Origin of the sequence: Micromonospora sp. NPDC051006 (assembly GCF_044456245.1) — a bacterium.
Classification (GTDB): Bacteria; Actinomycetota; Actinomycetes; order Mycobacteriales; family Micromonosporaceae; genus Micromonospora.
In genome coordinates, this window is the sequence record NZ_JBITFP010000011.1 from 42,305 (window position 1) to 54,994 (window position 12,690).

A 12,690-nucleotide genomic window follows, 5' to 3' on the forward strand; every position below is an offset into this window, starting at 1 on the left:
CCTCCGCTCCGCTGAGCCGAGATCACGCAACCTCCGCCCCGCCCAAGATCACGCTCGATCCGGGAAGTAGTGGTGTCAGAGCGCCTTCGATGCCACTACAACAGCGATGCAGCACGATCTTGCGGCGCGGCGCGGCGCGGGCGCGGCGCGGCGCGGGCGCGGACGCGGCGGGCGCGGGCGCGGACGCGGCGGGCGCGGGCGCGGACGCGGCGGGCGCGGGCGCGGACGCGGCGGGCGCGGGCGCGGACGCGGCGGGCGCGGGCGGGTCAGCCGGCCAGGAGTTGGGCGGTGCGGATCAGCGCCAGGCCGATCAGGGCGAACACGATGATCGCGCCGCCGGCGAGCTGCACCAGCGAGCGACGGCCCCGCGGGGCGTACGCCAGCACCAGGGCCATCAGCGTGCCGATCACCAGGCCGCCGAGGTGACCGGGGATCGAGATGCCCGGCACGGTCAGCGTGAAGACCAGGTTGATCACCAGGATCGGGATGACCTGGGAGACGTCCCGGCCCATCTTCCGTTCGATGACGATCAACGCGGCGAAGAGCCCGAAGATGGCCGTCGAGGCGCCGGCGGTGGCGGCGTTCGGGTCGCTGAACAGGTAGGCGGCGACGTTCCCGCCGAACCCGGCGATCAGGTAGAGCCCCAGGAAGCGCAGCGGGCCGAGGTTGGCCTCGAGCGAACGGCCGAGCACCCAGAGCGCCCACATGTTCAGCAGCAGGTGGATCACGCCGTAGTGCAGGAACATCGCGGTGATCAGGCGGTACCACTCGCCCTCTGCGATGCCCTGCGGCAGGAAGCCCGGAGGCGACATGCCGTAGACGGCGCCCCAGTTGGTGAGGGGGGTGCCGCCGCCCAGCAGACCGCCGAAGCCGGAGCCGCCGACGGCCGCGTCCCCGCCCCGGTCGGAGGCGATGGAGAGGAGCATCAGCAGCACGTTCAGCGCGATCAGGGTCTTCGTCACGTAGCCGTGCCGGCCGGCGGCACCGCCACCGAAGGCGGTACGCGCCGGCCGGACGCTACGGCGTCCCTCGTTGACGCACTCCGGGCACTGGTGCCCGACCGACGCCTCCCGCATGCAGTCCGGGCAGATCGGCCGTTCGCAGCGGGTGCAGCGGACGTACGTCTCCCGGCCGGGGTGTCGGTAGCAGACCGGGGTGGTCGGTGGCGACTCGCTCACCGTGCCCACCCGCCGGAGCGCTCAGTCATGCGAGCAAAGGTACCTCGCGGACGCTTCAGGAGGCGCTGCGCTCGATCTCGACCCGCTCGATGACCACGTCCTGCAGCGGACGGTCGCTCGGGCCGGTCGGGGTGTTGGCGATCGAGTCGACGACCTTCGCCGACTGCTCGTCGGCGACCTGCCCGAAGATGGTGTGCCGGTTGTTCAGGTGCGGGGTCGGGCCGACCGTGATGAAGAACTGCGAGCCGTTGGTGCCCGGCCCGGCGTTCGCCATGGCGAGCAGGTACGGCCGGTCGAAGCGCAGCTCCGGGTGGAACTCGTCGGCGAACTTGTAGCCCGGCCCGCCGCGACCGGTGCCGGTCGGGTCGCCCATCTGGATCATGAAGCCGCTGATCACCCGGTGCGAGATGGTGCCGTCGTAGTACGGACCGTTGCCCGGCTGGCCGGTGCGCGGGTCGGTGTACTCGATGTTGCCCTCGGCCAGGTCGACGAAGTTGCGAACGGTCTTCGGCGCGTGGTTGGGGAAGAGCTCCAGCCGGATCGGGCCAGCGTTGGTGTGCAAGGTGGCGTAGACAGCCTCGGCCACGGGTACTCCTCACTCGTTGGTCAGTTCCATGCGGATCCTCCCATGTGCCCGATCTGGCATCGCGGAGGCATCCGAAGGTGGAGGATGACGAAGGAACAACTCCCAGGAGGTGGGACCGTGTTTGGAATGGGTCGACGCAAGTCCCAGGGACAGCTCGCGAAGGCCGAGCTGAACCAGAGCGTCAGTCACCTGATGCAGGCAGCGACGTACGCCGCTAGGGGTGCCGGTAAGACGGTCGGCCCGCGGGTCAGGTCGGCGCGGGACTACGTCGGACCGACGGCGGCGATGGTGCGTGACCGCGCCGCGACCGGCTGGGGGACGACGCTCACCTCGCTCGCACCGCTCGCCGCCGCGGCCCGCGACGGCGCCGTGCAGGCGGGCTCGATGAACAGGAAGGCGAAGTCGAGGAACATGCGGATCAGCGGGAAGAAGAAGCAGCCGCGTCGTCGTGGCTCGATGATGACCGGCCTGCTCGCCGCCGGCGCGATCGCCGGCCTGGCCGGCGCGATGGCCATGCGACGCCGTCGGGAGCAGCAGGAGTGGGCCGAGTACGACCCCAACCGCACGCTCGAGCCGATGCGTGACGAGGTCGACACCATCGAGGTGCAGACCCGCTCGACGGCGGGCGGCGCCAAGATGGCCGACAAGTCCGCCGGCCTGGGTGGCGGACCGGTCGGCGCCGGCAGCTCGGCGGTGGCCGGCGCGACCAGCACCGGTGCGAAGATCCAGCCGACGGAGAAGGTCCCCTCGGTGGCCGAGGGCGCCAAGGACACCTCCGGCCGCCCGGCCGACGACCTCAGCAAGGCGACGGGCAAGGACACCGCCCGCACCAACGGGCGCCGCTGACCGCGGCATCAGCGGAAAGCGCCGGCGAGGCGGGGGTCACACCCAGCAACGCCGGCGCTTCCGCGTCCGGTCCAGTTTGTCCGCCAGTGGCTGCCGGACCGACCCGGCGTCAGAGCCAGCCGTTGCGGCGGAACCACCGGTAGAGGCCGAGCGAGATGGCGAGCATCAGGGCGAGCACGACCGGATAGCCGTACGTCATCTTCAGCTCGGGCATGTCATCGAAGTTCATCCCGTAGATGCCGGCGATGGCGGTCCACACCGCGGCGATGGCGGCCCAGGCGGCGATCTTGCGCATGTCGTTGTTCTGGTCGACGGTGACCTGGGCGAGCCGCGCCTGGAGGATGGAGTTCAGCAGGTCGTCGTAGGAGTTGACCTGCTCGACGGTGCGGCTGAGGTGGTCCTGCACGTCCCGGAAGTAGCGCCGGATCTCCTTCGGCACCTCCCGGTTGACCTGCGAGGTCAGCGTCAGCAGTGGCCGTTGCAGCGGCACCACGGCCCGCTTGAACTCCACCAGCTCGCGCTTCATCTGGTAGATGCGCTGGATCCGCCCGTGGCTGTTGCGGTCGAAGACCTCGGCCTCCAGCACGTCCAGGTCGTCCTCGAGCTGGTCGGCCACCTCCAGGTAGAGGTCGACCACCCGGTCGGTGACCGCGTAGGCGACGGCCCACGGCCCCTGGAGCAGCAGGTCCTGCTTGGTCTCCAGGTCGGCGCGGACCGGCGAGAGCCGGCAGGCGTCCCCGTGCCGGACGCTGATCAGGAAGTTCGGGCCGATGAAGAGCATGACCTGCCCGGTCTCCACCACCTCTGAGTTCTCGGTCAGCTCGGCGTGCTCGCAGTAGCGGGCGGTGCGCAGCACCAGGAAGCTGACCTCGCCGAACTGCTCCAGCTTGGGGCGCTGCTCGGCCTTCACCGCGTCCTCGACGGCGAGCTCGTGCAGGCCGTAGGTGTCCGCGATGGCGGTCATCTCGGTCAGCTCGGGCTGGTGCAGCCCGAGCCAGACGAAGCCGTGCTCCGCCCGGCGGGCGGCGGCCAGCGCGTCGGCGTAGTGCCAGTCGCCGGGCTGTCGCTTGCCGTCGATGTACAGGGCGCAGTCGACGACCCCGCTGCGCCCCGGACCGTCGGGGGCCGGGGTGGGCGGGGAGCCGTCGGCGTTGAGGATCCGGCTCATCGCCCGGACCGGGGCCGCCCAGGCTCTCGGTCGGAGCCCTCGCCCGCTCTGCTGTGGGGTTGTCCGGCCCCGCTCCGCCCGATCCGTCATCGCGCCCCCCTCTCCACGCTCCGCTGCGGCTTGCAGGTTACGCCGCACGACGCCGTCACCGCCCGTGACGACCGGGTGAGCGGGCGGGGCCGGGCGGGCCGGGTCGCTTCGGGGGGTGAGGGGACGACGCGGCCCACCCGGCGCCCTGTGGGGGCGGGGGGTTGTGCTGGTCACGCCATTCGTCGTGTCGGTCGCGGCCGTCGACCCGGCCCGCCGGCCGGCACGCAGGGTGCCGGGGTCGGGGGGTGACGTCCGCTACACGTGGTGAATGACGCTCGCAGCATTGTGGGCCGCCGGCCGCCCGGGCGGGAGTCCCGGAACGGCCAGCGCGGTCGTTCTGTCGGAAACCCGACAGATTTCAGCCGCGAACCGCCGCCACTGCCTCGGCCAACCGGCGGACGCCCTCGTCGATCTTGTCGGCGGTGACCGCCGAGAAGGCGAGCCGCAGGGCGTGCTGTCCGCCGTCGACCACGAAGTCGCTGCCCTTGACCACGGCCACCCCGCGCTCGGCGGCCGCCGGGGCGAGCCGGTCGACCAGCACGTCGTCCGGGAACTCCACCCAGAGGAAATAGCCACCGTCCGGCTCGACGAACCGGGCCTGCGGGATGTGCCGGCGCAGCGACTCGGCGAGCACCGCGGCCCGCTCGCCCAGCGCGGCCCGGACCGTCTCGATCGAGCGGTCGATCTCACCGGAGACGCAGAACTGGTGCACGATCGCCTGGGCGACCATGCCCGGGGAGATGTAGAGGCTGGTCGCGTTCCTGGCGATGTCCGCGATCAGGTCCGTCGGGCCGACCAGGTAGCCCACCCGGACCCCGGGGCAGACCGTCTTGGTGAAGCTGGACGCGTGCACCACGACGTTGCGGGTGTCCAGCGAGAGCATCGACGGCAGCGCCTCGCCCCGGAACCGGATGTCGGCGTACGGGTCGTCCTCGAAGATGGTGAACTCGTACTCGGCGGCCAGGTCGAGCAGCTCACGCCGCTTCTCCAGGGAGAGCGTCACGCCGGCCGGGTTCTGGTAGTTCGGGATGATGTGCGCCAGCCGGGGGCGGACCCCGGACTCCAGCAGCTTGCGCAGCTCGGCGGTGTCCAGACCGTCCGGCTGGATCGAGACGCCGTGCAGCTCGCTGCCCATCCGCTGCAGGTTGAGCAGCGTCCGGTCGTACGTCGGGCGCTCGACCACCACCGCGTCACCCGAGCGGATCAGGTGGTCGAAGAGGAAGGCGTCGGCCTGCAACGAGCCGTTGGTGACCAGCACCTGCTCGGGTGTCACCCCGTGCTTCTCCGCGATCCACTTCCGAAGGGGCGGGTAGCCGACGGAGGTCCCGTACGCGGTGACCCCTGCGGGATCGGCGTCGAACGCGCGGACGGCGGCGGCCTTCAGCCCCTCGACATCGACGATGTCCAGCGACGGAGCCCCACGGGCGAAGGAGATCAGCTGCTCGGCGGTCATGGCTGTTGAGCGTACGGGCGGCGACGGGGGGCACGCGGACGGCACGGCGATGTCCGCATCCTGAGCCACCGGGTCGGGTGACCTGGGCAGACCCGGTGGGCGGCAAGTCAGACCGGAAGGGCGAGCGGGTCGTGCTGCGGCTCGCGGGAAAGCCCTTCAAGATGCAGCCCGAGCTCCGCCAGGAGCTGGCCCCAGTCGAAGTAGGACCGCCAGGCGGCGATCCGTCCTCGCCGGACCCGGACCACGTCCACCATGTCCCAGCTGACCGTCCGCCCGGTCGGCGCGACCGTGCCGAACGGTGAGTGCAGCACGCCCGTGTGGGTGCCGGTGAGCCGCTGCTCCACGGCCGCCCCACCGGCCGTCTGCACCCGACCGGTCGGGTCCACCCGCAGGTCGGGGAAGGCGCCGGTCCAGGTACGCAGCAGGGCGGGCAGCTCGATCGGGCGCACCGTGACGCCGGGCATCGCATAGAAGGCGTCCCGGGCGTAGAGGTCCGGCAGCCGGGCGACGTCCCGCCGCAGGAGCATGGCGTACTGCTGCTCGACCAGCCGCTCCGCGCTACGCATGACGCCCTCCCCCGCGGTCGCGGCGTCTCCGCTTCCCGCAGGGAATCCTTACCCGTCGATCCGGCCCGGCACACCTGCGGGCACCGGGCGACCCGACGCCGGCCGTCGGCCCTGGGGCCGGTGGCCGGCCCCGGGCCGGAGGCCGGCTCAGCTCGTCGCGATCATCCGGCTGGCCGCCCAGACCCGCATGATGTCGCGGACCGAGATCACCCCGGCCACCTCACGGCCGTCGAGCACCACCAAGTGCCGGAAGCCGCCCCGGGCCATCGCCGCGGCCGCCTCCTCCAACGTCCAGTCCGGCCCGGCGTAGACCACGTCCCAGGTCAGGTGCGCGCCGGTGCGCTCGACGTCGCAGTCCAACCCGGCACCGATGGCGTTGAGCACATCACGTTCGGTCATGATCCCGATCCCTTCGGAGTCCGGGTCGATCACGACCGCCGACCCGATCCCGCGGGTCGACATCATCGTCGCCGCCTGACGGAGCGTGTGCTCCGGCCCGACCACGAGAACCTGGCTGGACATCGCTTCCCGTACCTGCATCACGCATCACCCCTTTGGGACGGTGGCATCCGGTACGGACATGGTGGGCCGTCGATGTTGCCGGGACAAGACCGGGCGTCGTCGCCACGCCGGTGGGCTCGCTAATGTCGGAGCGTGTCCACCGAGCCTCTGCGCTGCGCCGGCGCCCTGATCGTCCGCGACGACGGCCGCATCTTCTTCCAGCGCCGATCCCCGGAGCGACGGCTCTTTCCCGATTGCTGGGACGTGGTCGGTGGCCACCTGGAGCCCGGCGAGGACGTCGAGGCGGCGCTGCGCCGGGAGGTGACCGAGGAGACCGGCTGGACCGTCGCGCAGATGCTCGGCCCGGTCGGCGAATACCGCTACGTCGGCGACGACGGCCTGCCACGGGTGGAGAGCGACTGGCTGGTCCGGGTCGACGGGGATCTCGACCGGCCCCGGTTGGAGGCGGGCAAGCACACCGAGTTCCGCTGGCTCGGCGAACAGGACCTCGACCTCCTCGACGAGCATCGGCACGTCAACGACGGGCTGATCCGCCGGATCGCGGAGGAGGCGTTCGCCGCCCTGCGTTCGACCAGTCGGTGAACGAGGCCGTCGAGCTGGGGCCGCACCGGTTCGCCGGGCTGGCCGCCCCGGCGGTGGACCGGGCCGTCGCCGCCGGCATGCGCGCCGCCCGCGACGGCGGTGGCGCGGAGCTGTGCCAACGGTACGGGGGGCCGGCGGCGACCAGCTTCCTGGTGGAGTTCCGCACCCGGCTCGCCGCGCCCGGTGGCGCGGTCGACGGGCCGGGGTTCGCCGCGCTCACCCGGCACCGGGACCCGGCGACCTGCCAGCGGGCGCTGGACAAGCAGGTGGCGCACGGCATGATCCACCGCCGGCCGGACGGCGGGCTCTCCGCCACCGAGCGGGGCGCCACCTTCCTGGCCGAGTTGCACCATCTGCACGGCGAGGTCACGGGCGAGCTGTGGGCCGGCCACGAGGATCGGGTGCTCCGGCTGGTCGCGGCGCTTGGCCGGCTGCTGGCGTACGCGCTGGTGCTCGCCGAGGAGAACGGCGCGACGGAGGGCACGGCGTTCGCCGCGCTGGCGCCCCCGCACGAGCCGGACGGCACCCCGCCCGGCGTGCTGCTGCTCAACCGGCTCGACACGCTGCGTCACCAGCGGGCGGACGCGTACGCCGCGTCGTGGGCCGCCGCCGGGCACACCGCGCCCAGCGTGGCCGCCCTGTCGCCCGGTCCCGAGCGGCAGGCGATCGAGCTGGAGACCGACCGCCGGGCGGCCGGCCCCTACACCGTGTTGACCGCCGAGGAGCGCCTGATCATGCTCGCCGATCTGGCGGCGCTGCCCGGCTGACCCGGTTGGCCGGAGCCGCACCCGCGCCCGGCGCTATCCTCCACCGGTGAACGGGAGATGTACGACGGGAGATGTCGCATGATCGGGATGGTGCTGGCGGCCGGGGCGGGGCGCCGGCTGCGCCCGTACACCGACACGCTGCCCAAGGCGCTGATCCCGGTGGACGGTGACGTCACGATCCTGGACATCGCGCTGGGCAACCTCGCCGAGGTGGGGCTGACCGAAATCGTGATCGTGGTGGGCTACGCGGCCGACGCGGTCCGGGAGCGGCAGGCCGACCTGGAGAAGCGGTACGGCGTCACGCTGACCCTGGTGCACAACGACAAGGCCGAGGAGTGGAACAACGCCTACTCGCTCTGGCTGGCCCGGGAGCACTTCAGCCGGGGCGTGCTGCTGGTCAACGGCGACACCGTGCACCCGGTCAGCGTGGAGAAGACGCTGCTCGCCGAGCGCGGACCGGGCATCCTGCTCGCCGTCGACACGCTGAAGCCGCTCGCCGAGGAGGAGATGAAGACCACCTTCGACGCGGCCGGTCAGCTCACCCGGATCACCAAGGTGATGGACCCGGGCGAGGCGTACGGGGAGTACATCGGCGCGACCCTGATCGAGCCGCAGGTGGCCGACGCGCTCGCCGACGCGCTGGAGGCGACCTGGCGGCGGGATCCGAACCTCTACTACGAGGACGGCTACCAGGAGTTCGCTGACCGCGGCGGCGAGGTGCGGGCGGCCCCGATCGGCGACGTGTCCTGGGTCGAGGTCGACAACCACGCCGACCTGGCCCGGGCCCGGGAGATCGCGTGCCACTACTAGCCCGTACGGTCAACACCCCGCTGTTGATCGAGGTCCGGCGGGGTGCGGTGGCGGACCTGGGTCCGCTCCTCGCCGACCGGCGGATCTCGGCGGGCGGCGACGTCGCGGTGGTGGTCGGCCCCGGTCAGGGTGAGAAGATCGTCGAGCTGTGCCGGCCCAGTCTGGGATCGGCCGACGTGTTCACCGTCGCCGGCGGCACCATCGACGCCGCGAACGAGCTCGGTGACCGGCTCCGGTCCCGGTCCTACGACGCCGTGGTCGGCATCGGCGGCGGCCGGACCATCGACACCGCGAAGTACGCGGCCACCCGGTACGGCATCCCGATGGTGACCGTGGCGACCAGCCTCGCCAACGACGGCATCGCCTCGCCGACGGCCTCGCTGGACCACGAGGGCGGCAAGGGCTCCTACGGGGTGCACATCCCGATCGCGGTGATCGTCGATCTGGACTTCGTGGAGAACGGCCCGGACCGGCAGACCCAGGCCGGCATCGGCGACGCGGTCAGCAACGTGAACGCCTGCGCGGACTGGGAACTGGCCCACGAGGTCCGGGGCGAGCCGATCGACGGCCTCGCGGTGACCCTGGCCCGGACCGGTGCCGAGGCGTTGATCAACCACCCGGGCAAGATCACCGACGACGGCTTCCTCACCACGCTCGCCGAGGCGCTGATCCTCGGCGGGATCGCGAGTTCGGTGGCCGGGTCGACCCGCCCGGCCAGCGGCGGTGACCACGAGATCTCGCACGCCATCGACCACCTCTTTCCCGGCACCGCCTCGCACGGCGAGCAGGTCGGGATCGGCGCCCTGTTCTGCACGTTCCTCCGCGGCGACCCCGAGCGGTTCAGCCAGCTCGCCCGCTGCCTGCGCCGCCACGGCCTCGCCGTCACCCCGGCCGAGCTGGGGCTGACCGACGACCAGTTCGTCGAAGCGGTGCACTACGCGCCCGGCACCCGACCGGACCGGTACACCATCCTCGAACACCTCTCGCTGTCCGCCGACGGCCTGCGGACCCGGCTTGGAGACTATGTTGACGCCCTTCGTGACCACCTTGGCTGAGCCGTCCCGGCCGACCGCGGCCGACTTCCACCGGACGAACCGGGGCGGTGGGCTGTTCAGCGAGTCGATCAGCCAGTGGCTGGGCGCCGCCTTCGCGGTCGGCGCGCACCGGATGGGGCTGCCCCCGACCGCGCTGACCCTCACCAACCTGGTGCTCGGCCTGGCCACCTCGGTCACCGTGGTCGCGCTCGCCGGCCCGGTGGCCACGGGCGACGTGCCGGCCTGGGTGGTCGGCGTGATCGCGCTGGTCGGCTGGCAGGTGGCGTACGCCCTGGACTGCGCGGACGGTCAGCTCGCCCGGGTGACCGACCAGCGCAGCGCGGCCGGCGCCCGGATCGACGTGCTCTGCGACGTTGCCGCCCAGATCGCCCTGGTCGCGGCGCTCGCCGCGACCGCGGTGGCCCAGCAGCCGTCCACCCCGACCTGGCTGGTTGCCGCCTTCGCCGGCACCTGGATGGTCAACCTGGTCACCTCGGTGATGCAGGCCGGCCCGAACGCGGCGAGCATGGTCACCTCGACCTCGCTGCCGGTCCGGCTGGTGAAGCTGGTCCGCGACTACGGCGCGGTGATCTTCGTGGCCGCGCTGGTGCTCCTGCTCGCCCCGGCGCTGGCGCTCTGGGTGATGGTCGCCTTCACCGTCGTCAACGGCGGCTTCCTGCTCGCCAGCATCGCCTTCTCCGCCCGCGCCTCGCTCCGCTGACCCCCGTCCCTCCCTTGATCGCGCTCGATCAGGGAAGTAGTGGCGTCCGGCCGCCGCCGAAGCCCCTCTTCCCAGGATCGAGCGTGATCTTGCCGGGGCGGGTCAGGCGCGACTCGGGCTGCGGGACAGGCCGGCGTAGATGTCGATGAGCTGCTTGGTGACCACGTCGGGGTGGAAGGTCCGCTCGTAGCGGGTCCGCGCGGCCGGGGCGAGCGCGGCGGCCCCGGCCCGGGCGATCGGCAGGGCGGCGGCCAGCGCGGCCGGCTCCGGGGCCACCACCCAGCCGGCCTCTCCCGCCTCGATGCCGGCCGGCATCGGCGACCCGCCGCCCCCGGCGACGGCGGAGGCGACCTCGGCCGGCCCGGTGCCGGCCGGCTCGCGCGGAGCGTCCGCCCCCACCAGGTACGGAATGCCGCCGAGCGCGGTGCCGAGCACCGGCCGGCCGCTGGCCAGCGCCTCGATGATCACGGTCGGCAGCACGTCGTGCCACATCGACGCGGCGATCACCACCGCGCTGGCCTCGACCGCCGCGCGCACCCCGGCCCGGTCGAGCTGGCCCAGGTAGACCACGTCGGGGCGCTCGGCGGCGGCTGCCTCGACCAGCGGGCGCAGCTCGCCGTCGCCGGCCACCCGCAGCGTGCCCAGCGCGCCCACCGGATGCCGACGCCAGGCGTCCAGCAGCAGGTCGACGCCCTTCTCCGGGGAGAGCCGGGCCATGTAGAGGAACCCGTCGCCGAGCGGCGCGGGCCGGCCCGGATCCGGCACGGCGTTCGGCTTCACCACGATGCGTTCGTCCGGAATGCCGTAGTCACGCAGGTGGTCGGCGATCGCCGAGGTGAGCGCGATGTACCGGTCCACCGACCGCCAGGTGCCCCGGTGCACGGCCAGGGTGGTCGCCATCAGCGCGCTCTGCGCCGCCGAGTCGCGGTAGCAGCGGTGCTTGATCGCCGGTACGCCCAGCGCCCGGCCCTTGCAGTCCTGGCAGATCACGCCGTCGCGGAAGTAGATCCCCGAGGAGCAGACCTGCCGGTAGTTGTGCACCGTCTGCACCACCGGCACGCCGTGCCGGTGCGCGGTCCGCACCACCCAGGGCGAGAGCAACGGGTACGGGTTGTGCAGGTGCAGCACGTCCGGCCGGTGCTCGGTGAGCAGCCGGCTCAGGTCGTGCTGGGCCCGCGGCGCCCAGATCGGCGAGATCGGCAGCAGCGCCTTCGCCGCCTTCGACATCGACGGGATCTCGTCCGAGCTGCGGATGAACGGCAGCACCTCGACACCGGCGGCGGTGAGCTGGCCGATCTCCGAGTCGACGATGGTGTTTTCGCCCGAGGGCTGGGCTTCCCGGTACCGGTTGTGCGCCACCACGATTCTCACGGAGCTCGCCTTTCGTTCGCGACTGCGGGACTCGCAAGCTCATTCCTCGCGCTCACCGGAAAGAAGGCTACCGTTGTGTCGTGCCCGAACTACCGGAGGTTGAGGCGCTCGCGGGGTACCTGCGGCAGCGCGCGGTGGGGCGGCGGGTCGACCGGCTCGAGGTCGCCGCGATCAGCGCCCTAAAGACGTACGACCCGGCGCCGACCGCGGTCGCCGGCCGGGCGGTGGTCGACGCCCGGCGGCACGGCAAGTTCCTCGACGTGCTCTTCGACGGCGACCTGCACCTGGTGGTCCATCTCGCCCGGGCCGGCTGGCTGCACTACCGGGAGGCCTTCCCGTCCGCGGCGCCGCTGCGCCCCGGCAAGGGCCCGATCGCCGTGCGGGTCCGTCTCGACGACGGTTCCGGCTTCGACCTCACCGAGGCCGGCACCCAGAAGAAGCTCGCCGCCTACCTGGTGACCGATCCGGCGGCGGTGCCGGGGGTGGCCAAGCTCGGCCCGGACGCGCTCGCCGCCGACCTGCCCACCTTCGCCGAGCGGCTCCGCAGCCGGCGCGGCCAGGTGAAGGGGGTGCTGACGGACCAGTCGGTGCTGGCCGGGGTGGGCAACGCCTACTCCGACGAGATCCTGCACGCGGCGAAGCTGTCGCCGTTCGCGCTCACCAACAAGCTCACCGACGGCCAACTGGCAACCCTGCACGCGGCGACCCGGCAGGTCCTGGGCGACGCGGTCGACCGGTCGATGGGTCAGCGGGCGGCGGAGCTGAAGGGTGAGAAGCGCTCCGGGCTCAAGGTCCACGCCCGGACCGGGCTGCCCTGTCCGGTCTGCGGGGACACCGTCCGGGAGGTCTCCTTCGCCGACTCGAGCCTGCAGTACTGCCCGACCTGCCAGACCGCCGGCAAGCCGCTGGCTGACCGACGGTTGTCGCGGCTTGTACGGTGAGTAAGGCCACTCGCCGGTTACGGAGCGGAATCGACTGGAGCGCGCCGAAGGTCCC

At 72.4% G+C, this 12,690-nt stretch carries 14 protein-coding genes; 7 read left to right on the forward strand and 7 right to left on the reverse strand.

Features of this window, described 5'->3' with window-relative positions; all coding sequences use genetic code 11:
* Positions 1–266: 266 nt before the first annotated feature.
* Both ACIBBA_RS18440 and ACIBBA_RS18445 read right to left on the reverse strand, forming a co-directional pair.
* Complete coding sequence (locus ACIBBA_RS18440; protein WP_396698646.1) at positions 267–1,178, reverse strand: rhomboid family intramembrane serine protease; 912 nt, start codon at positions 1,176–1,178, stop codon at positions 267–269.
* Between the two features lie 55 nt (positions 1,179–1,233).
* Positions 1,234–1,764 (reverse strand): peptidylprolyl isomerase, encoded by a 531-nt coding sequence (locus ACIBBA_RS18445; RefSeq protein ID WP_350876858.1) that lies wholly within the window; start codon positions 1,762–1,764, stop codon positions 1,234–1,236.
* Positions 1,765–1,848: 84 nt separating this feature from the next.
* On the opposite strand from ACIBBA_RS18445, the gene ACIBBA_RS18450 reads away from it, so the two are divergent.
* Complete coding sequence (locus ACIBBA_RS18450) at positions 1,849–2,610, forward strand: hypothetical protein (RefSeq protein WP_396698648.1); 762 nt, start codon at positions 1,849–1,851, stop codon at positions 2,608–2,610.
* Positions 2,611–2,719: 109 nt separating this feature from the next.
* Here the strand turns inward: ACIBBA_RS18450 and corA are convergent, their stop codons facing one another.
* The 4 genes from corA to ACIBBA_RS18470 form a co-directional block, all read right to left on the reverse strand.
* Positions 2,720–3,868: a magnesium/cobalt transporter CorA gene (gene corA / locus ACIBBA_RS18455; protein ID WP_396698650.1), complete on the reverse strand. Its 1,149-nt coding sequence runs from the start codon at positions 3,866–3,868 to the stop codon at positions 2,720–2,722.
* A 358-nt stretch (positions 3,869–4,226) separates the two neighbouring features.
* Entirely contained in the window at positions 4,227–5,321 is a 1,095-nt protein-coding gene (locus tag ACIBBA_RS18460) for a PLP-dependent aminotransferase family protein (RefSeq protein ID WP_396698652.1), read from the reverse strand.
* Positions 5,322–5,428: 107 nt separating this feature from the next.
* Positions 5,429–5,887 carry an ester cyclase gene (locus ACIBBA_RS18465; RefSeq protein ID WP_396698654.1) on the reverse strand — a complete coding sequence of 153 codons (459 nt, stop codon included), beginning with the start codon at positions 5,885–5,887 and terminating at the stop codon, positions 5,429–5,431.
* Between the two features lie 147 nt (positions 5,888–6,034).
* Positions 6,035–6,427, reverse strand: a complete 393-nt coding sequence (locus ACIBBA_RS18470; protein WP_396698656.1) for a cyclic nucleotide-binding/CBS domain-containing protein — start codon at positions 6,425–6,427, stop codon at positions 6,035–6,037.
* A 114-nt stretch (positions 6,428–6,541) separates the two neighbouring features.
* Between ACIBBA_RS18470 and ACIBBA_RS18475 the strand changes: the two genes are divergently transcribed.
* From ACIBBA_RS18475 to ACIBBA_RS18495, 5 genes are all read left to right on the forward strand, one after another.
* Positions 6,542–6,991: an NUDIX hydrolase gene (locus tag ACIBBA_RS18475; protein ID WP_396698658.1), complete on the forward strand. Its 450-nt coding sequence runs from the start codon at positions 6,542–6,544 to the stop codon at positions 6,989–6,991.
* Positions 6,988–7,758 (forward strand): hypothetical protein, encoded by a 771-nt coding sequence (locus ACIBBA_RS18480; protein WP_396698660.1) that lies wholly within the window; start codon positions 6,988–6,990, stop codon positions 7,756–7,758. Before ACIBBA_RS18475 ends, ACIBBA_RS18480 begins: the two co-directional genes overlap by 4 nt.
* 78 nt (positions 7,759–7,836) lie before the next feature.
* Complete coding sequence (locus tag ACIBBA_RS18485; RefSeq protein ID WP_396698662.1) at positions 7,837–8,568, forward strand: sugar phosphate nucleotidyltransferase; 732 nt, start codon at positions 7,837–7,839, stop codon at positions 8,566–8,568.
* Positions 8,556–9,623, forward strand: coding sequence for an iron-containing alcohol dehydrogenase family protein (locus ACIBBA_RS18490; RefSeq protein ID WP_396698664.1), 1,068 nt, complete (start codon positions 8,556–8,558; stop codon positions 9,621–9,623). Before ACIBBA_RS18485 ends, ACIBBA_RS18490 begins: the two co-directional genes overlap by 13 nt.
* On the forward strand, positions 9,607–10,323 hold the full coding sequence (locus ACIBBA_RS18495) for a CDP-alcohol phosphatidyltransferase family protein (protein ID WP_396698666.1): 717 nt from the start codon (positions 9,607–9,609) through the stop codon (positions 10,321–10,323). Before ACIBBA_RS18490 ends, ACIBBA_RS18495 begins: the two co-directional genes overlap by 17 nt.
* A 102-nt stretch (positions 10,324–10,425) precedes the next feature.
* Here the strand turns inward: ACIBBA_RS18495 and ACIBBA_RS18500 are convergent, their stop codons facing one another.
* Entirely contained in the window at positions 10,426–11,694 is a 1,269-nt protein-coding gene (locus tag ACIBBA_RS18500; RefSeq protein WP_396698668.1) for a glycosyltransferase, read from the reverse strand.
* Positions 11,695–11,774: 80 nt separating this feature from the next.
* Here ACIBBA_RS18500 and ACIBBA_RS18505 point away from each other — a divergent pair, with 80 nt between their 5' ends.
* Complete coding sequence (locus ACIBBA_RS18505) at positions 11,775–12,635, forward strand: Fpg/Nei family DNA glycosylase (RefSeq protein WP_396698670.1); 861 nt, start codon at positions 11,775–11,777, stop codon at positions 12,633–12,635.
* Positions 12,636–12,690 lie beyond the last annotated feature (55 nt).

Excerpts from the sequence above, each read along its gene's own strand:
- ACIBBA_RS18450 (WP_396698648.1), top strand. The coding sequence starts at position 1,849 with ATGACGAAGGAACAACTCCCAGGAGGTGGGACCGTGTTTGGAATGGGT.
- ACIBBA_RS18470 (WP_396698656.1), bottom strand. The coding sequence starts at position 6,427 with ATGCAGGTACGGGAAGCGATGTCCAGCCAGGTTCTCGTGGTCGGGCCG.
- ACIBBA_RS18460 (WP_396698652.1), bottom strand. The coding sequence starts at position 5,321 with ATGACCGCCGAGCAGCTGATCTCCTTCGCCCGTGGGGCTCCGTCGCTG.
- corA (WP_396698650.1), bottom strand. The coding sequence starts at position 3,868 with ATGACGGATCGGGCGGAGCGGGGCCGGACAACCCCACAGCAGAGCGGG.
- ACIBBA_RS18465 (WP_396698654.1), bottom strand. The coding sequence starts at position 5,887 with ATGCGTAGCGCGGAGCGGCTGGTCGAGCAGCAGTACGCCATGCTCCTG.
- ACIBBA_RS18485 (WP_396698662.1), top strand. The coding sequence starts at position 7,837 with ATGATCGGGATGGTGCTGGCGGCCGGGGCGGGGCGCCGGCTGCGCCCG.